The organism is uncultured Nonlabens sp. (assembly GCF_947495285.1).
In the GTDB taxonomy this organism is placed as follows: domain Bacteria; phylum Bacteroidota; class Bacteroidia; order Flavobacteriales; family Flavobacteriaceae; genus Nonlabens.
Genome location: NZ_CANLXZ010000001.1, coordinates 140,338 through 160,513, shown reverse-complemented (window position 1 = coordinate 160,513; position 20,176 = coordinate 140,338). Strand labels below are relative to the sequence as shown.

General features: G+C 34.4%; 12 protein-coding genes and 1 riboswitch. Of the genes, 2 read left to right on the top strand and 10 right to left on the bottom strand.

The window, feature by feature from the left end; translation table 11 throughout:
• Positions 1 to 4: 4 nt before the first annotated feature.
• The 3 genes from Q0838_RS00710 to Q0838_RS00700 form a co-directional block, all read right to left on the bottom strand.
• Positions 5 to 1,015, bottom strand: a complete 1,011-nt coding sequence (locus tag Q0838_RS00710) for an alpha/beta fold hydrolase (protein WP_298950191.1) — start codon at positions 1,013 to 1,015, stop codon at positions 5 to 7.
• Positions 1,016 to 2,305 (bottom strand): O-acetylhomoserine aminocarboxypropyltransferase/cysteine synthase family protein, encoded by a 1,290-nt coding sequence (locus Q0838_RS00705; protein ID WP_298950190.1) that lies wholly within the window; start codon positions 2,303 to 2,305, stop codon positions 1,016 to 1,018. It lies immediately after the preceding gene.
• A 129-nt stretch (positions 2,306 to 2,434) separates the two neighbouring features.
• Positions 2,435 to 2,555: riboswitch (SAM riboswitch) on the bottom strand.
• Between the two features lie 91 nt (positions 2,556 to 2,646).
• On the bottom strand, positions 2,647 to 4,203 hold the full coding sequence (locus tag Q0838_RS00700; protein WP_298950188.1) for a hypothetical protein: 1,557 nt from the start codon (positions 4,201 to 4,203) through the stop codon (positions 2,647 to 2,649).
• A gap of 219 nt (positions 4,204 to 4,422) precedes the next feature.
• Here Q0838_RS00700 and Q0838_RS00695 point away from each other — a divergent pair, with 219 nt between their 5' ends.
• Complete coding sequence (locus Q0838_RS00695; RefSeq protein ID WP_298950185.1) at positions 4,423 to 5,481, top strand: isocitrate/isopropylmalate family dehydrogenase; 1,059 nt, start codon at positions 4,423 to 4,425, stop codon at positions 5,479 to 5,481.
• Between the two features lie 247 nt (positions 5,482 to 5,728).
• Here Q0838_RS00695 and ilvA read toward each other — a convergent pair whose 3' ends face one another.
• The 5 genes from ilvA to ilvD form a co-directional block, all read right to left on the bottom strand.
• Positions 5,729 to 6,988: a threonine ammonia-lyase IlvA gene (gene ilvA, locus Q0838_RS00690; RefSeq protein WP_298950183.1), complete on the bottom strand. Its 1,260-nt coding sequence runs from the start codon at positions 6,986 to 6,988 to the stop codon at positions 5,729 to 5,731.
• A 174-nt stretch (positions 6,989 to 7,162) separates the two neighbouring features.
• On the bottom strand, positions 7,163 to 8,632 hold the full coding sequence (ilvC, locus tag Q0838_RS00685; protein ID WP_298950180.1) for a ketol-acid reductoisomerase: 1,470 nt from the start codon (positions 8,630 to 8,632) through the stop codon (positions 7,163 to 7,165).
• Between the two features lie 10 nt (positions 8,633 to 8,642).
• The gene (gene ilvN / locus Q0838_RS00680; RefSeq protein ID WP_298950177.1) at positions 8,643 to 9,173 is read right to left on the bottom strand and encodes an acetolactate synthase small subunit; all 531 of its coding nucleotides are present in this window, start codon (positions 9,171 to 9,173) and stop codon (positions 8,643 to 8,645) included.
• A gap of 173 nt (positions 9,174 to 9,346) precedes the next feature.
• Complete coding sequence (gene ilvB, locus Q0838_RS00675; protein ID WP_298950174.1) at positions 9,347 to 11,080, bottom strand: biosynthetic-type acetolactate synthase large subunit; 1,734 nt, start codon at positions 11,078 to 11,080, stop codon at positions 9,347 to 9,349.
• Between the two features lie 66 nt (positions 11,081 to 11,146).
• Complete coding sequence (ilvD, locus tag Q0838_RS00670; protein ID WP_298950172.1) at positions 11,147 to 12,823, bottom strand: dihydroxy-acid dehydratase; 1,677 nt, start codon at positions 12,821 to 12,823, stop codon at positions 11,147 to 11,149.
• 543 nt (positions 12,824 to 13,366) lie between these two features.
• Here ilvD and metK point away from each other — a divergent pair.
• Positions 13,367 to 14,623, top strand: a complete 1,257-nt coding sequence (metK, locus tag Q0838_RS00665; protein ID WP_298950170.1) for a methionine adenosyltransferase — start codon at positions 13,367 to 13,369, stop codon at positions 14,621 to 14,623.
• A 156-nt stretch (positions 14,624 to 14,779) separates the two neighbouring features.
• Here metK and Q0838_RS00660 read toward each other — a convergent pair whose 3' ends face one another.
• Both Q0838_RS00660 and Q0838_RS00655 read right to left on the bottom strand, forming a co-directional pair.
• The gene (locus Q0838_RS00660; RefSeq protein ID WP_298950168.1) at positions 14,780 to 17,308 is read right to left on the bottom strand and encodes a DUF5686 family protein; all 2,529 of its coding nucleotides are present in this window, start codon (positions 17,306 to 17,308) and stop codon (positions 14,780 to 14,782) included.
• A gap of 206 nt (positions 17,309 to 17,514) precedes the next feature.
• Entirely contained in the window at positions 17,515 to 20,175 is a 2,661-nt protein-coding gene (locus Q0838_RS00655) for a carboxypeptidase-like regulatory domain-containing protein (RefSeq protein ID WP_298950166.1), read from the bottom strand.
• Position 20,176 lies beyond the last annotated feature (1 nt).

The window sequence follows — 20,176 nt, the reverse complement described above, 5'->3', positions numbered from 1 at the left end:
ATCACTAAATTGTTTCAAGTAATCTGATTTTATTACAAATCGATTTTGATGTTTTAGGCAAACGATTTTCTATAATCTGACATAGAATTTCTTTTACCTGACCATGTTCTATTAAAAAAGCATCGTGCCCATGAATGGAAGTGATCTCGTGGTAATTAATATCTCGATCTCGTTTTAATAAACGGTACGTCTTTCTATCTTCATGGGCTATAAATAGTCCATCGCTATCTATTGCAACTAGCTCTATAGCTGTTTGAGAAGCTGCAATCGTGGGTGCTATCTGGTTATCTGTACTGGCTTGTGCACTAGATAATAATCTATTGAGCAGTCTATAGGCTGGTAAAGAAAATCTCTTTTTTAATTCTACTCCATGGTAGTCTAACCATTTTTGAACTTTAAAAGATTTTTCTTCCTTAGCATTACTAAATTTAGAATTTAACCCTAATGGCGTTCTATAGAATGTCATGGCATGCTGTCTTGCTAGCTCTACTGGTTTTGTAGAAGTCGCGAGTATATTTTCTTGTATATGGCAACATGCTATAATCCAGTCTGTCGCTTTCCAGTCTGCAGCGATAGGTACTATGGTGCCGAATAATTCTGGTTCTTGCGTCAGCATTTCCCATAATAATGCGCCACCTATACTACCTCCTATTCCTAAATCTATAAAGGAAATGTTTAATAGGTGTAACGCTTTCGCGAAAGCGGAACCCACATCATACAATGTCCAGTCTTGATAATTAAAGATTAAATGGTCGATGTTACCGTCATATCCATTACCAGGTATGTCCAAGGAGATAATGGTAAATTGAGTCGTATCAAGGACTCTGCTATCACCTGCCAGCTCTTTCCACCATTGCGTTACAGAAGAATTTCCTGTAAGTGCATGGTTAACCAGAATGATGGGCGCGGTATGTAAAGCACGCCCAAAAATCTGATAGGAAACACTAATATCTTGCACCTTTCCCGATCTTAATTTAAAATCAGGAAGCTCGATATATTTTAGCTTTTGAGCCATTTATGCAAGAACTTTTTGATCTATAGTAGCAAAGGCCTCTTCAAGATCTGCAGTTAAATCAGAGACATCTTCTAGACCTACAGAAAGTCTAATTAGATCTTTAGTAGCACCACTACTTATTTGATCTTCATCACTTAATTGCTGGTGTGTTGTACTTGCAGGATGAATTATAAGGGATTTACTATCGCCTATATTTGCCAGCAATGAGAAAATTTTTGTGTTATCCACTACTTTCTTAGCGCTTTGATAACCGCCTTTAAGACCGAATGTCACGACGCCACTTTGGCCTTTTGGCAAGTATTCTTTTGCTAGATCATGGTAATTACTAGTTTCTAGACCTGGATAATTAACCCATTCTACCTCTTCTCTGCTTTGTAACCAGGTTGCTAATTCTAGTGCGTTTTTAGAGTGCTTTTCTATTCTAAGTGGTAATGTTTCTAGGCCTTGAATAATTTGCCATGCATTAAAAGGTGAGATAGCGCCACCTAGGTCTCTTAAACCTTCTATACGTACCTTGGCAATAAAGGCTGCTGCTTCTAGTGCCTCGCTATAAACTAGACCGTGATAACCAGCACTAGGCTCTGTAAATTCTGGAAATTTACCGTTAGTCCAGTCAAAGGTACCTGCGTCTACTATAATCCCACCTAGAGCAGTACCGTTACCGTTTATATATTTAGTAAGTGAGTGAATTACAATGTTAGCCCCATGCTCAATAGGGTTGAGTAAATATGGGGTAGCTACCGTATTATCTACTATAAGCGGTACACGAGCCTCTCTAGATTGCGCGCTTATTTTTTTTAGGTCTAAAACATCTAGTTTAGGGTTGCCTAACGATTCTACAAATATGGCACGAGTATTTTCTTGTACTGCGTTAGTAAAAGCGTCTTTATCATTAGGGTTTACAAACGTGGTTGTTATGCCCAGACGAGGTAAGGTCACAGAAAGCAAGTTATAAGTACCTCCATAAAGTGAGTTACTTGCTACAATGTGATCTCCTGCTCTCAGTAAGGTAAGCAACGTTGTTGAAATAGCACTGGTTCCAGAAGCGGTTGCAACGGCTGCTATTCCACCTTCTAGTGCTGCTAGACGTTGTTCTAGAACGTCTACTGTTGGGTTATTTATTCTTGTGTAAATAAAACCTGGCTCTGCTAGTGAAAATAGGTTTGCGGCATGGTCACTGTTATTAAAAACAAAACTAGTAGATTGATATAAAGGTACTGCTCTTGTACCACCATTGTTTTTAAAATCATGACCTGCATGAAGTGCGTTTGTTGAAAATTTTTGAGACATATTTGTTTCTTTAAAAATTAAAAATTGAGTTATGCTCAAAACCAATTAGAAATATAGATTTGCTCTTTGAACTGGATCAAAAAGTAAAATCAAAAAAGAAACTTGTGGTAGTATAACCTACTATGCGTTTGATCATCTCGTCTCACAAAGTTGTGAGCAGAATGTAGCACCTTCTCTATTTATTGTCGACATAAATAAAGGGTTGCTAAGGAGTCGATGGGTCTGTTCCCTCGTCCTTTCTTGATAATTTCAGTATGGTTATGAACGTGAGTATAAAGATTCAAAAAACTATTTCATATTTCCAAATTTTTAATGGTTTTTTATCCTACTAATTTAATAGACTACATACTTTGAATTCTAGAATTAGTCAAATACTTATCTCTAACTATTTGATTTATAGGCTTTTTTAAAACCTTACTTTCTAACCAAGAAATAACATCTAGATATAAAAAAGCACGCCTTTCATAAGGATGTTTTTCATAATTATAGAGTTTAAGTAGCAAATCTTGAAATGCATTTTTCAAATCATGAGGGTAAATATCTTGTAAACCGCGTATAAATTTGATCATTTCTTTTTGTACCTCATAGAGATCGTTCATCTTAATTAAGAATTTATATACATTTCTTAAATAGGTTTCAAGATGTTCATCCTGACCAGCTTCATAATGAGCGATAAGACTTAAAATACGAGAAAAACATAATAAATCTTCTCGCATGGTGAGTGTTTTATTATTAATAATTTTATCCAAGTAAAAAATGGTTTCTGAGTAATTTCCAGCCCCAAAATGCATGCTGGCAAATTTGTAATAGAAGACCATTTGGTGATGCTCATCCAGACGGTCTTTAAAACCTAATAGATCTTTTTCTACTTTTTCTATTAATGGTAATCCGTCTTTAAAACTACCATCTATGAAATACTGACTTATTTTATTTAGGTTGATATATAAAAAACTAAGCGCTTCTAGATTCTCATTTTTAGGAAAATTCTTGCCTATTAAGGTTTTCTCTAATTGCTCTAAGGTAGATTGATATTTATCTTTTTCTTTTAAGAAAAAAAGTGATTCTAGCAAATAATGATTTCCTTTAATAAAAAACACGGGATTGAGAACTATCATTTTTTTATCCTGATAGAATAAATCTACCCATTTTGATGCATATTTGTAACAATTCAAAAAGTCTTGCATTAAAAAACTATACCACAAATGAGCTTTATATAACCATAGTTTTTCTCTAAAACCAAGGTTCTCAAATTCATAAGTAGGTAAACGATCATAAAAATAAGCCGTTACCTTTTCACTTTCTTCTTTGTCCTTTACACATCCTGTTTTAATAAACTCGGTATACATTTGTAAAGAAAGGTTGGATAGCTGACTTGCTATAATATTAGAGTTACTAAGATCTCTAGCCTGGGTGGTAAGTTGAGTTGTACGCGTACTTATACTTCTAGTAATGTATTGTGATTCTATAATTTTTTCTAATTCCACAATTTCATAGGCGAGATTCTTCTCTTCGTGAGCAACCGCTAGCTCTTTTGCTTTGTCCAGTATTTTTAAACTTTGTTTATATAATCCTTTGTGATATAGTATGGATGCAAAATCTAATTGTTCTCTTATTTGTGATCTTATGTTTTGATGTACCGGATTAGTCTTGAGACTTATTAAAATTTGCTTGTAAAGATGTGTTTTTACATTTGCTAATTGTCGTTTTTGAATATTTGTAGATTTCAAGATTTGCTTTTCATTATAACTAGCAGCTTTATCTAAATGCATAAACAGATTCAAGAATTTTGAATCGGCATTTACATCTAGTCTTCCTACATATAATTTAAACTGACGCTTTTCTGACTTAGTTAATGACTTAACCAGCACAAATAGCCCATCTTTTTGATCCTTTGCCATCGATAATTTATTAAAATAACTAACTTTAATTCAACACATTAAACAACAAGAATGACTGTTGGACATCATAATACATTCAATTAAACGATTAGTAAGAATAGTCCAAAATATAACTTAGTAATACAATAAAGAAATAATAGCAGCTTTAAAATATAAACAAATCTTAAAATCAATATTTTAACAAGGTAACAATCTATAAATTTTTAAAAAATAAAGAGGATGAGATTAAACATAGTAGTTATACCTAAGTCTGGGCTAGGTACAGAGATAACCACCCAATCGATCAAAGTACTAAAAGCCATCGCATTAGAATTTGATCACAAATTCATATTCAAAACTGTAGATACAAACAGTAGAAATCGTTCTTTAAATAAAGACATTGATTTATGTAGGAATAATGACGCCATTTTAACTAGTAATGAATCCTTTTTACAAAATAGAAATCTGCATTCAGAATTAAAAGTGCATGCTAGCTCTACTATTGTGAAGAGTTATAATTCTTTGACTATAAATTCTCCTCTTGAAAGAAAAGTTATATCTGGAACAAACATTTTATTTTTTAATGAATTAAATTTAACCAATGATGTTACTAAAAAATATTCTTCTAAGAATAACGACTACGCTTATGACATAAATGAGAATACTCGTCAAGAGATACAATGTGTTGCAAAAAAGGCATTTAAAGCGGCTCAAAGCAGAGGTAAAAAAGTAACTCTTATAATCACATCTGACATATCACAAGTTTCTTCTTTATGGACTGAAATAGCTAGTAAATTATCTTTACAATATCCTGAAATAAAGTTTAATGTCATTAATATAGAAAATGCTGTTACCCAACTCATATTATCTCCTAACCTATTTGATGTGATTCTAACAGAGCGTATAATCAGTAATATATTGATTAAACAGTCTAGCGTTTTAACTGGTTCTACTAGCTTGCAGTCTACTAGTTACTTAGGACAAAAGACATCTCTTTTTTTTCCCACAGTTCACAGTAATGTAGATGTTACTGATTGTAAAAACCCTAACCCATTAGCCTCTATACTTAGCGCTGCAATGTTATTAGAGCATTTTAGATTATACAGTGAATCAGAAATGATTAAAACGGCAATAAATCGTTCTCTAGAACTTAATATTACTACTCCTGATTTAAACCTTACTTATAATAATATTACTACTAATAAAGTAGGTGACTTCATTGCAGATTTTATTACAAATCCACATGACTCTAATGCAAACTTTAAAAATATTCATTTAGGTCAAAGCACGATTATCTAAAAATTAAAAAAGATATAGAGTAAGACCCTAGAAGTCTGTTTCTGTTCAATAAATGAATCAGAATTGCAGCTTAAAAGCCGTATGTTTTAATTTTACTATGCTTTAAAACTATCCTATTAAAAGGAAAATGATAGAGAAAGATGATTGAAAATAGACCTAGAAAAAGATTCAACTTTGATAATCCAGTCCAGGTAATGGATAAATTATTATTTTAAACTAGAAGTTGCGTTTATAGGTTAAATCTAGCTCATATTAAAAACTCAAAAAGTGTAGGATTATGATTTATATAATCCCCATAAAAATTAAGTGACTTCATACGTTGTACTAGAGAATCAAAATCTGCAGGGTTTTTCAATTCTATTCCCACCACCGCAGACCCTTTAATTCTATTTGTTTTCTTAGTGTATTCAAAGTGAGTAATATCATCATTAGGTCCTATAACCTTCTCTACAAATTCTTTAAGCGCACCTGCTCTTTGAGGAAATCTAACTATAAAGTAATGTTTTAACTGCGACTCTAGTAAGGCCCGTTCTTTAATCTCTGCAGTTCTAGTAATGTCATTATTACTGCCACTTACAACACAAACTACGTTTTTACCTTTTATCTCTTCTTTTATAGTTTCTAGCGCCGTAATAGACATAGCTCCTGCAGGTTCTACCACTATCGCCTGACTATTATATAAATCTAGAATAGTCTGACATATGGCACCTTCACTTACATTAATAGTCTCGGTAAGATTCTGTTTACATATTTCAAAGTTGCGCTCTCCTACTCTTTTAACCGCAGCACCATCAACAAAACTATCTATATGATCTAGCGTCGTATTTTTCCTGTTAAAAATAGAAACTGCCATAGAAGTTGCTCCTTTGGGCTCTACTCCTATAATTTTAGTATGAGGAGATAGGTACTTTAACACGCTAGAAACCCCAGCGCTTAAACCGCCACCGCCTACGGGCATGATTACATAATCTATAGGGATTTTAGATTGTTCCATAATCTCTAGTCCTACAGTAGCCTGACCTTCTATCACCTTTTCATCATCAAAAGGATGGATAAATATTTTCCCTAATTTTTTATTCTCCTCCATGGCAGCATGGTAAGAGTCGTCATAGGTATCCCCATGCATAACTACAGTTACATACCTACCACCGAACATTTTTACCTGCTGGATTTTTTGCGCCGGTGTAGGTGTAGGCATATAAATAGTACCGTGTGTTTTGAGCAATTTACAAGACATAGCCACGCCTTGTGCGTGGTTTCCAGCACTGGCGCAAACGACTCCGTTTAACAAATCTTCTTTACTCAACGTAGAGATCTTATTATATGCACCACGTATTTTATAAGAACGCACGGGCTGCAAGTCTTCTCTCTTAAAATAGATAGAACTTTGATACCTGTTAGAGTAAAATACATTTAACTCTAAAGGTGTTAAACAGGCCACGTCTCGTAAACGATTTGCCGCCTGTTTTACATCTTCTAATCTTGGATAATAAGTCACTGTTTTCATATCTTTTATGGTCCAGCCGTCGCATAACAGCTTTGCTTTTCATTAAAGAAAAGTCCTATAGACTCACATTTTTAATCTTTTTTCACTTAGTAATGATTCACGGCTGCGTACTAATAGACAGAATTTTGTTGTTCAAAATTTCTAGCATCACCAGCATCTACCCTAACTTATTATCTAGATGGTTTTCATTGCAATCATAGAATCTCTCAACACTGCTCCTACCTTTTCTATGGGGTGATTTCTAATAGCTTTATTGACTGCTATTAGTTCTAGGTTGTCTGTTTTGTATTCCGCTTTCGCGAAAGCGTTACCAATAACAGTCGCATCGAGACCATCTACAAATGAAGAAACTAAAGGCTTACATGCATGGTCAAATAGATAACAACCATACTCTGCCGTGTCAGAAATAATGCGATTCATTTCAAATAATTTCTTTCTAGCTACCGTGTTTGCAATTAATGGCAACTCGTGAAGCGACTCATAATAAGCACTTTCTTCCACAATACCTGACGCTACCATAGTCTCAAATGCTAGTTCTACACCAGATTTAATAAAGGCAACCATCGCTACACCATGATCAAAATATTCTTGATCTTCTATTTTTTCTATAGACGCAGTAGATTTTTCAAAAGCCGTGTTCTCCGTCTCGGCTCTCCATTTTAATAGATTTACATCGTCGTTTGCCCAGTCTGCCATCATGGTTTGTGAGAAATGACCAGACATAATATCATCCATGTGTTTTTCAAAAAGTGGTTTTAAAATCGCTTTTAACTCTTCAGACAGTTGGTGCGCTTTAATCTTTGACGCATTATCTAGCCTGTCCATCATATTAGTAATACCACCATGTTTTAAAGCCTCTGTGGTACGTTCCCAACCGTATTGAATAAGATTAGATGCGTATTCTGAGTCTGCGCCCTGTGCGATCATTTTATCAAACAATAGTATAGAAGCCGTTTGTAACACACCACATAAAATAGTCTGCTCTCCCATTAAATCACTCTTCACCTCAGCAACAAAAGAAGATTCTAGAACTCCTGCTTTGTGTCCACCTGTTGCTACGGCATATGCTTTGGCCTGCTCCCATCCTTTATTCTCAGGATCATTTTCTGGATGCACGGCTATTAAAGTAGGGACTCCAAAACCTCTTTTATATTCTTCTCTCACCTCAGAGCCTGGACATTTAGGAGCCACCATTATAACAGTGATATCTTCTCTTATCCTCTGTCCTTCTTCTACTATATTAAATCCATGAGAATAAGAAAGGGTCGCCCCTTTTTTCATGTGCGGCATGATCGCCTCTACAACAGCTGCGTGCTGTTTATCTGGTGTTAGGTTTAAAACTAGATCTGAATTAGGGATTAATTCTTCATAAGTCCCTACGGTAAAACCATTTTCACTAGCGTTTTTAAACGACTGTCTTTTTTGATCTATAGCAGCCTGTCTTAATGCATAAGAGATATCTAATCCAGAATCTCTCATGTTAAGACCTTGATTTAATCCTTGTGCACCACAACCTACTATCGTGATTTTCTTTCCTTTTAAAGCGTTAACACCATCTTCAAATTCTGCTTGTTGCATGAATCTGCATTTAGATAATTGTTCTAGTTTTTGTGAAAGTGATAGGGTATTAAAATAATTTGACATGGTACTTATTTTATGAGTTTAATGCTTCTAGCATTTTTGAAATTTCCATTGGCTCTTTAGTAACAGCTATACGTCCAGATCTATTGAACTGTAATATGCCGTGGGCACTTAATTCACGGTATAATAAATCGACCTCGCTCCTTCTTCCAGATTTTTCTAGAACAAAAAACTCTTTATTAACCGTTACTATACGTGCGTTACTTTCTTTAATTATATTTTGGATCTGAGGTTCTTCAAAAAGAAGATCTGACTCAATTTTAAACAGACAGGATTCTTGATAAATCGTTTCATCGTCAGAGTGGTAGTAAGCTTTTATTACCTCTACTTGTTTTTCTATCTGACCGATTATCTTCTTCATATTTTCTTCGGTTATATTTACTAGAATGGTCCATTTTGACACCTCTTCTATCTCTGATGCAGAACCGTTTATGCTTTCTATATTCACATGACGACGCTGGAATATTGCCGAAATCCTATTCAACAACCCTATGTTGTTTTCTGTATAAATGGATATAGTAAAAAGTTGTTCTTGGTTTTCCATAATTTTTTATTTCGATAAGCTGTCTAGGAACAGCTTTGCTTTATTTTTCTCGGTATCGCTGTCTTCCACAAGTTCCAGACGCATGCGATGCCTCTCTGATTGGAACGCATGCGATGCCTCTCTGCTTGGGACGCATGCGATGCCTCTCTGATTGGGACGCATGCGATGCGTCACTACTGGAGACGCACCTCTGAAACTGATGCTCCTGTCGGGATCATTGGGAAAACGTTCCCTTCTTTTTGCACTCTAACTTCAAGAAAATATGCCTCGTCACTATTCATCATTTCTTCTACCGCACCAGCGAGATCATTACGATCTGTGACTTGTTTTGCTTTGATATGATATCCTTCGGCTATTTTTATAAAATCAGGATTTGTCATTTCTGTACTGGCATAGCGTTTATCAAAAAACAGCTGTTGCCACTGACGTACCATTCCTAAAAACTCGTTATTAAGCACCACAATTTTTACAGGCACTTTAGTCTGAAAAATAGTTCCCAACTCTTGTATAGTCATCTGATAGCCTCCATCTCCTATAACCGCAACTACGTCTCTATTGGGTACTGCCATTTTTGCTCCTATCGCTGCAGGAAGTGCAAATCCCATAGTACCTAAACCACCAGAGGTAATATTGCTACGTGTCTGTTTATAGCTAGCATAACGACAGGCTATCATTTGATGCTGTCCTACATCACTTACTATTGCAGCTTTACTATCAGACCGTAGATTAATTTGTTGAATAACTTCGGCCATGGTAATACCATCTACAGACGGTGCCATGTCTTCTTTTATGACTTTCTCTACCTCTATTTCATACAGAGCATTAAACTGTGCTAACCATTCTGGATGTTTTTTTTCTTCTAGATAAGGTAGTAGTAATCCTAATGTGTTTTTTGCATCTCCTAGGACAGCTATGTCTGCTTTTACATTCTTATTCACCTCAGATGGATCTATTTCAAAATGTATCACTTTGGCTTGCGTCGCATATCTAGATAAATCACCGGTAACACGGTCGTCAAAACGCATTCCTATCGCAATTAGAACATCACATTCGTTAGTTAATAAATTAGGAGCATAATTACCATGCATACCTACCATACCGACATTAAGCAAATGAGAAGTAGGAATAGCGCTTGCACCTAGAATGGTCCATGCAGCTGGAATTCCTGCTTTTTCTATCATTAATTGCAATTCTTTTTCGGCCTCACTTAGCACCACTCCTTGACCCCAAATAACCATAGGTTTCTGAGCTTTATTAATTAAGTGAGCAGCGTCTTTTACTGTTTGTAAATCTGTATCAGGAACTGGCACATAACTTCTTATGGATTTGCACTTCTCATATGCAAAGTAAAACTCTTCAAACTGTGCATCTTTTGTGATATCAATTAATACCGGGCCTGGACGACCACTTTGAGCGATGTAAAAAGCTTTGGCTAGAACTTTAGGGATGTCTGCTGCCTTAGTCACCTGAGCATTCCATTTAGTTACCGGTGTGGATATACCTATGATATCTGTTTCCTGAAAAGCATCTGTACCCAATAAATGAGAAGCTACCTGACCAGTGATACATACCATAGGTGTAGAGTCTATCATCGCGTCTGCCAGCCCAGTAATAAGATTAGTTGCTCCAGGGCCAGAAGTTGCTATACAAACTCCTACTTTATTTGATATACGTGCATAACCTTGTGCTGCATGTGTTGCACCTTGTTCATGCCTAGTAAGTACATGTTTCAACTCTTTTTGATAGCCATAAAGCTTATCATACAAAGGCATGATCGCACCACCTGGATAACCGAATACTGTATCTACATCTTCTGCAAGGAAGCATTTTATGATAGCCTCAGCACCAGATATTTTTTCTGTTACTGTGCTTAACGTAGGTGTGTCCCTTATAGCGTGTTCTTTCATAATCATCGATTTTGATTATTGTTTTTTTTATTCTAATTATTGATTAAGTGTTAGAGTTTATAGTTTTTAAAACTCGTCTGTAACACAACCTTTTGAAGCGTTAGAAACCGTTCTTGCATATTTATAAAGAACACCTCTTTTAAACTTTAATTCTGGCGCTTGCCATTGTTCTTTACGTTTAGTTAATTCTTTATCTGAGATTTCTAATTGTATCGTATTAGCCTCTGCATCGATAGTAATGACATCTCCATCATTAACTAGAGCAATGACCCCACCTTCTTGAGCTTCTGGTGTTATATGACCTACGACAAAGCCATGCGTACCTCCAGAAAAACGACCGTCTGTAATAAGTGCCACGTCTTTACCTAGTCCCGCACCCATAATAGCTGCTGTAGGTTTTAACATTTCTGGCATTCCTGGACCTCCTTTAGGCCCTTCATATCGTATGACAACTACGTCACCGTTTTCTACCAGTCCATCTCGTATGCCATCATTTGCTTCATACTCACCGTTAAAAACCTTAGCTTTTCCTGAGAATTGCAAACCTTCTTTACCTGTAATTTTTGCAACACTACCTTCACTAGCAAGATTACCATAAAGCATTCTCAAGTGCCCAGAAACCTTAATAGGGTTCTCTACAGTTCTTATAACATCTTGTTCTTCAGAAAGATCTTTTACGTTTTCCAGATTTTCAGCTACTGTTTTACCAGTTACCGTAAGACAGTCTCCATGAATTAATCCTTTGGACAGCAAGTACTTCATAACAGCAGGGATACCACCTATGCGATGAATATCTTCCATAAGGTACTTACCACTAGGTTTTAAATCTGCTAGAAAAGGTGTGTTATCACTTATATCTTGAAAATCTTTAAGTGTAAAATCGATTTGTGCTGCTCTTGCTATCGCTAGAAAATGTAAAACCGCATTTGTAGAACCGCCCAGAATAGTAACTAGTCGTACTGCGTTCTCTAACGATTTGCGTGTTATAATATCAGACGGTTTGATATCTTTTTCTAATAATTCTAACATTACCTGTCCTGCTCTGACAGACTCTTCTCTCTTATCGTCACTTAATGCAGGGTTAGAAGAATTAAACGGTAAAGACATACCTAATGCTTCTATCGCACTTGCCATGGTATTTGCTGTATACATACCACCGCAAGCACCAGCGCCAGGACATGCTTTTTCTACTATATTCTGATATTCTTCTTCTTCTATAGTACCTGCCACTTTACTACCCCAAGCTTCAAAAGCAGAGACTACATCTAGTTTTTTACCCTTATGGCAGCCAGAATCTATCGTACCTCCATAGACCAGTATAGAAGGACGGTCCAGTCTTATCATTGCTATTAACGCACCAGGCATGTTTTTATCACAGCCTACTACCGTCACTAGTGCATCATAACTCATAGCTTGCACCACAGTCTCCATAGAGTCTGCTATGATATCTCTAGATGGTAAAGAATACCGCATACCTGGTGTTCCCATAGAGATACCATCACTCACCCCTATGGTATTAAAGATTAATCCTACTAGGTTAGAGTCTAAAGTCCCTTCCTTAACCAGTTTTGCAAGATCATTAAGATGCATGTTACATGGATTACCTTCATAACCTGTGCTCGCAATACCCACAAATGGTTTGAGCAAATCCTGCTTAGAAAGACCTATAGCATGCAACATGGCTTGTGCTGCCGGTTGTGTAGGGTCTTGAGTAACTGTTTTACTATATTTAGTGAGCGGCATATTTATATTTTAAATCTTAAGAACAAGCTGCAACATACTTAATTCTAATTATTCTGTTATTTGAAAAGATAAGATATCGTGTCAAAATTAAAGTTTGCAATTAGGTCCCTCACTAGACAATTCATATAGCCACTGTTACCCAAACGGCGTTAATCACACTTAACCATCTGTAAATCATAAATTAAACAATAATTTATATATGACATCCAGTGTTATTTATCTGTGTTCTCAAATTATCATATATGAACGTGTACATTATTTACCCTACTTAATCTGTAGGAAATTAAAAAATAGCCATAAGGTCTTATTATGGTACATGTTAATAATCTTATAAGTGATGTGCTAATAAAGAATTACATTTATTAGATTTGCAATTCAATTAAGAGGAGAGATTTGGCTGCTTGCGACCTCGTTTTCTAAAAAAGAAAACATAAACGCTAAAACAGTGTACTGCGCAAAACAATACAGCCACTTTTATTTTCTTAGATTATTAATCACGCGAGATTTGTATTTATTACGCTTTCGCGAAAGCGCACATATAAAATGCCCTACTTATTTACATCAGAGTCCGTTAGTGAAGGACATCCAGACAAAGTTGCTGACCAGATCAGTGATGCTTTATTAGATAATTTTCTTGCTTTTGATCCTGAATCAAAGGTTGCCTGTGAAACGCTTGTAACTACTGGACAGGTGGTTCTTGCGGGAGAGGTAAAATCAAACACTTACATAGATGCAGCTCAAATCGCACGTAATGTTATCAATAAAATAGGATATACAGAAGGTGCTTACCAGTTTTCTGGTGATTCTTGTGGTGTAATTTCTTTAATTCACGAGCAGTCGCAAGATATTAATCAAGGTGTGGACCGTGCAACTAAAGAAGAGCAAGGTGCTGGAGATCAAGGTATGATGTTCGGTTATGCAACTAACGAGACAGAGAACTACATGCCTCTTGCTCTAGATATATCCCACAAATTACTAGTGGAGCTTGCTGCATTGCGTCGTGAGAATAAGGAGATTACTTATTTAAGACCAGATGCTAAATCACAAGTAACCATAGAGTATAGTGATGATAACGTGCCGCAACGTATTGACGCTATTGTTATCTCTACACAGCACGATCCTTTTAATGAAAACGATGCTGCAATGCTGGCACAGATTAAAAAAGATCTTGTTGAAATATTAATCCCTCGTGTTACTGCATTATTACCTGCTTATGCTCAAGATTTATTTAATGATGACATTACATATCACATTAACCCTACTGGTAAATTTGTAATAGGTGGACCACATGGCGATACAGGATTAACTGGTCGTAAGATTATAGTAGACACCTATGGTGGTAAAGGTGCTCACGGTGGTGGTGCTTTTTCTGGTAAAGACCCTTCTAAGGTAGATAGAAGTGCTGCATATGCGGCACGTCACGTTGCAAAGAATCTAGTAGCTGCTGGACTTGCTAGCGAGGTTCTTGTGCAGGTATCATATGCCATAGGTGTGGTAGAGCCTACTTCTATTAATGTAGAAACTTATGGTACCTCTACATTAAACCTAACTGACGGTGAGATTTCTAAGAAGGTTGCACAGATATTTGACATGCGTCCTGCTGCAATAGAATCTAGATTAAAATTAAGAAACCCTATCTACTCAGAAACGGCTGCTTATGGTCACATGGGGAGAACACCTCGTACTGAAAAGCTTGTTTTTGAATCTCCATACAATGGAAAGGTAGAAAAAGAAGTAGAGTTATTTACTTGGGAAAAATTAGACTTTGTAGAAGAGGTGAAGAAAGCATTTGAATTATAAATAATAAAAAGCTTATATATTTTAAAACCTCCAATTCAACTGGTTGAATCGGAGGTTTTTTTTATTCTTAATCTAAGTATAACTCTATGCAAGTTTAAAAATAGAAATCAAATTTATGATTAAGTAAATGTTTTTTTATACTTATCTTATAGGTTATTAGAAGAAGAAACCAAAACTACCAGTAATAGCAATCTGTCTAGCGTCTGGCAAGTAATTATAACCACCTCTAAAACTCACATCTAGACGTAATACCTTAAAAATATTACCTACACCAGCACTGTATTCCCAGTAAATATCTTCTGGAGCTAGATAATTAAGACCGCTAGCATTTAAGGCTACGTTTTCATCACTTATTCTACCATAAGCAGCTTTTACACCTACTAACTCACGTAGATTCAAATCTCTCAAACCAGGAATGCGAGAAAAAATACGTCCATTAAAATTATGATCAAGATTCACCATTACATACTCGTCGGTTACAAATTCATAAAAATCCATTGTGTTAAATGATCCTAACACATTAAAATAAGTCTGGTTACCAGGTATAACATCTAGTAATGCTAGTGGCACTTCCCCAAAGGTTTTACCAGCTTCTAAACGCGCAGTTAATCTACCGAAAGCTCCTATCTGAATAGGGTGACTGTAATAAAATTGAAATTTATCATAATCAAAATCACTACTGAAAAGGTCTTTAAAACCCTTAGAATAATTAAGGAACAAAATAGGATAAGCTCCTTCATTGATAACTGTACGATCTACACCATAATTAGTAGTTTTACGACCTGGTTTATAGGTCATAGAAAAGTCTACTTCGGCCTGGTTAGTTTCTGACTGTATGCCACCTGGCGAGTCTGCATCAAAATAATCTAGACTAAAGAAACCAGGATTAGCCGTTGTTATCTTTCTATAACTCGTGCCTAATCTAAATTCTAAGTTATATAATGGTTCAAAACTAATAGCAGCAAGACCTAGTTTAATATTAGATAACCTACCATTATTACCAGCACTTACTATAGCACTAGACGCAAGGCTGCGACCTAAAACATCATTAGTTTTAGTAAGACTGGCAGCTAGTTGCTCTACATCTTTTCTATAACCACCACTTAATATCAGACGACTTTTTTTATCTAACAACCATTTACCACCTATACCAAACTTAAATTTTTGATCTCTAAAACCATAAGCACCATAACCTTCTATTCTCCATGGATCATTTGCACCAAAATACGTTCTACCACCAGCACGCAGTCGCACACCTTCTACATCATTAAAACCAAAGGTGGAAAATATAGGGCCGAAATCAAAACCATCAAATTCATAATAACCAGACGCTAGTACAGTACCTAAATTATAAAGACGTTTAAACTTCTTATTCTTTTTAAGTGTATCCAGCATAGTATACACTTGTTTCTCATCTTTATTAAGTTTTTCTAATCGATTTTCATCCCAATAAGCCTCATCGCGATTATAGATTTCTGGATCATAGTCATTAACTCTACGTCTGTAAAAATCTGGCTCTTTTTCTATATCAAATTTATAGTCATTGAATAAAGTGGTACGCTTTCCATAAATACCTTTGGACTTCTCTTTCTTGTTAAGCGCAAAATCGCTTAAAAAATAATCACGTGTAATTAAGAAAAGACTGTCATTAAGAACGTCATATTCCTGCTCTATATAAATCTCTTTTACCCAGTTTATGTTTGCACTTTTAGTGGCTTGCATATTAATTTCCTTGATCGCATAGGACTTTGTCGCTACCCAAAAATCACCCTTAAAAGTAAGCTCACCTCTACGACGCGGATAGTAAACTATATTATAAGCCTCTACCCCATCTACTATAGCCGTATCTCTTAATACATAATTATAAGTATCAATACCACTTTTACCTACTGGACTCGTAAAACTTTTATCAAAGAACTTTAAATAACGGTCATACACATCTATGTCGTTATAAAGATCTTTTACAAATGCGATTAAAGTCTGGTTGTTTGAAAAACCAGAATTCTTGTTTGCCTTAACATCATCTAGTTCTTTATTTATCTCGTTATCTCCATAAACAGTAGAAAGAGATTCATTAATAAAAATAGGTAAATAGGTTTTACCAGTAATTCTACTCGTGTCTGCATAATCGAATACGAATTCCATACCACGGAAAAGCTTTGAGTTGATCAAAGAGCTATCTATGGTATTCATGTCAAATTCTAGCTTCTCATATTTATCATACTGGTATTGCTTAAATTGGGCAAGACCATTTTTACGTCTATTTTGCCACACTTTACGTAGTATGTCGATAGCAGGGTTATTCTTTTTAGACGTTTTACCAGCATACACTACCACGGCATCTAACTCTGCAGTGTCAGTTTGTAAAGTCACCTTCATTTCTAGATTTACTTTATTATCTAGATTTATGGTTTGGGTTTTATATCCTACAAAAGAGAATTCTACTTTGTCATAAGTGTTCTCTGACTGTAAATAAAACCGTCCGTTATCATTAGAGATAGTACCTTCACTAGAGCCTGGAAACACTACGTTTGCAAACGGGACGGTATCACCAAAATCGTCGTAAATAACCCCACCTACTTTAGTCTGTGCGGTGCTGATAAATACACATAAAAATATACCAAGTAAAAGGATTGATTTTGAAATCGCTTTCGCGAAAGCGGAATTAAAAAAAACTTTCTTCATAAAATGTCAAAAATCAAAAGTAGGATTACTCAAGCTAATAATGTAATTTTTAAGAGGTAAAAAATAACATTAAGTTATCACAAACAAAAATAAAAGGTCAAAACCTTATTTCCTGTACATCACTTTCTTTACTATTAAAGGCATATTTACTTCTAGGTAGTCCGGTTATACCATAAGATTCTCTTATCATTACTTTTCTCTCAGAATTAATAATTCAATGCTACAGTAAACATATAAATTGAAGGAAGTATAAAGGTCGTAGATGTTGTCAAAATATTAGAGGAAAATCTATTTTCTATAACGCTACTGTTGTTAAAGATATTTGCTGCGTTTAAAGAATATACCAACGCAGACTCTTTCGGAGCATAAGATATTTTAAAATTCCCATTCCAGAAATTAGTGCGTTTATTTGAAAAATCTAAAATACTAGTGAAATCAATTTTTTGCGACAGAGATAATTGATTTGAGATTTTAAAATCAACATCAAAATTAATTATTTGAGAGTTATACGAGTTGGTAATATCTTCTTGAACTATTCCATATTTAAATTTATAACCAGCAATTAAATTCAAATTTTTAAAATGACGTGATTTAACATTTAGATCAAATTCGGTGTCCAATGTTCCTATATCAAAAATTTCTTCATTTATAATCTGACTATACTTAGTAAAGTCAATATTAACAGAAGTATCGATATCAATTTTTTTATCATTAAAACCTAAGTCAATAAACACACCTATTTCTTGCAGTTGATCGGGCTGATAAATAATATTACTCACCGTTACTATTCCATTCTGTCCTATTGCATTGCTGAATTGAGGATCTCTAATAGAAATATAAGTACCTGCGTCTAAAAAAAGCCTTTCATTACTATAATTAGAATAGTCTAAATTTAAAGTTTGAATACTTTCATTTAACAAGTTAGGATTTCCATTATAAATTGAATTAAAACTATTAAAAATAGAGTTCTCTAAATATGTCCTTGGAGCACCAAAACGATTTTGATATCTATACTTCAATTCAAGATCTGAATCTTTATTGATTTTATAGGTTGTCTTCATTACTGGTTCGATAAAGTTCAAATCTCGAACACTTTTATTGGTTTGATTTAAAATAAATTGATAGTTATGTAAACTTACATTGAAGTCAAACAATAGTTTTTTCCATTGAAATTTAGAGCCTAAAGCGATGCCATAATCTTGTAGGTTAAATTCTAAATTATTAAAATTATCCCCTAGAACAGAGTTAAAACTTTGTAGATCACCATTATCTAACAATTGTAAATCAATATTACCATACCTACTTTTATTACTAGTATAAAAGGCAGAGGTATTGAAGTGAATAAAATTAAACGCACGCCAATAATCTTTAATTATAATTTGAACTTCTTGATCCTCAGTTTCAACTCTAGAATTTATACCGTAAGAATCTTGTTCAACAAAATTGTAAAATTCATTTAAAAAAATTGTTTCACTAGAGATTATTCTATTTCTTTTAAGGTTTTTAATAGAGGATTTTATTGACGCTCCGAAATCGTGATTTTCACCTAGTTTACTTATAAATTCAATATTTTGATTAAAGGAATTAAAACTTTGTCCATTTAAATCCTCAAATTCATCAATAGTTTCAGCTGAACTTTTTAGGTTCTTATCGACACTTGTACTTCCTAAAATAAGCGTATTGGCAAAAGTTATGCTATATTTTTTTTCAGGCTTGTATGAAATTAAAATATTTCCTGTTAGACTTTCAACATCTCTGGAAGCGTTAGTATTTCTAGATTCTATTAAACTTACTTGATCTGTTGCAAACTCGTTTATAATTTGATTCAATGAGGTGTTTTGATTGCTTGCCAACAATAAGTATGTGTCAATTTTAAAAAAATTATTCAATTCCCAACCTGAATTAACACCTATAAAGTTATTTCTAGTGGTTAAATTATTCTGATTATTTAAAAGTAATGGTAGAAGATCATTTTTAACAGGGTTATTATTTAATAAACTTCCTGCACTGGCGCCAGTAAAGCGTAACAAATCTTGTGTAGTTAGTATTGCTTTACCATAATTATTAAAATCATTGATGACATTAAATTTGCGGTTTTTCTTAAATTTAAAATAAGTTATGCCTAGATTGTAAAAGCCATTAGGATCTAAACCTACTTCAATATCACCAAAATTAAATGATTTGTACTCTTCTTTTAATTCAATATTAAGTGCAATGTCATCTTTAGGTTTGAGATCTTTTTCTAAGGGGTTTTCTTGATAATTACTTATGACCTGAATGTTTTTAAAGACTCTTGCCGGAATATTATCAAGAGCTATACTAGAAGAGCCACCGAAAAACAATTCTCCGTCCACAAGAAGTTTATTAATCAGTTTTCCATTTACAAAAATTTGATTTTCCTTTATTTTGAGACCTGGTAGTTTTTCTAAAACATTTTTTAAATATCTTTCATTTCCATTGCGATAAGCGTCCGTATTATAGACAATTGTATCATTTTTCTTTTCAATAGATTTGTATCTATAGTTAATAGTTATTTCAGATAAATCTTCAAGATTTTTATTTAAACTAAATGTTTTACTAAAGTCTATTTCTCCAGTATTGATGTTACTTATTAGGGTTTTGTAACCTATATGAGACAATTCTAAAGAGTATGCACTACTAGGAGATAATTTGATTTTAAAAAGTCCATTGATATCGGTGATAATATATTTAACCGATTCTATGTTGTTCACCTCTTTAAAAATGAGAGTAACAGAAGATAGATTTTGATTGTTATCATCTAATATTTTTCCCGAAAAATTAATAGTTTGCCCTTGACATAAACAAAGTGAAACAAAATAAAAAATAAAAAAACAGCGGGACAGCACT

What these genes read in the sequence shown, in the direction of transcription:
- Q0838_RS00710 (WP_298950191.1), bottom strand. Translation starts at nt 1,015, where the DNA reads ATGGCTCAAAAGCTAAAATATATCGAGCTTCCTGATTTTAAATTAAGA.
- ilvD (WP_298950172.1), bottom strand. Translation starts at nt 12,823, where the DNA reads ATGCCGCTCACTAAATATAGTAAAACAGTTACTCAAGACCCTACACAA.
- Q0838_RS00705 (WP_298950190.1), bottom strand. Translation starts at nt 2,305, where the DNA reads ATGTCTCAAAAATTTTCAACAAACGCACTTCATGCAGGTCATGATTTT.
- ilvN (WP_298950177.1), bottom strand. Translation starts at nt 9,173, where the DNA reads ATGGAAAACCAAGAACAACTTTTTACTATATCCATTTATACAGAAAAC.
- ilvB (WP_298950174.1), bottom strand. Translation starts at nt 11,080, where the DNA reads ATGAAAGAACACGCTATAAGGGACACACCTACGTTAAGCACAGTAACA.
- Q0838_RS00660 (WP_298950168.1), bottom strand. Translation starts at nt 17,308, where the DNA reads ATGAAGAAAGTTTTTTTTAATTCCGCTTTCGCGAAAGCGATTTCAAAA.
- ilvC (WP_298950180.1), bottom strand. Translation starts at nt 8,632, where the DNA reads ATGTCAAATTATTTTAATACCCTATCACTTTCACAAAAACTAGAACAA.
- ilvA (WP_298950183.1), bottom strand. Translation starts at nt 6,988, where the DNA reads ATGAAAACAGTGACTTATTATCCAAGATTAGAAGATGTAAAACAGGCG.
- Q0838_RS00695 (WP_298950185.1), top strand. Translation starts at nt 4,423, where the DNA reads ATGAGATTAAACATAGTAGTTATACCTAAGTCTGGGCTAGGTACAGAG.
- Q0838_RS00700 (WP_298950188.1), bottom strand. Translation starts at nt 4,203, where the DNA reads ATGGCAAAGGATCAAAAAGATGGGCTATTTGTGCTGGTTAAGTCATTA.
- metK (WP_298950170.1), top strand. Translation starts at nt 13,367, where the DNA reads ATGCCCTACTTATTTACATCAGAGTCCGTTAGTGAAGGACATCCAGAC.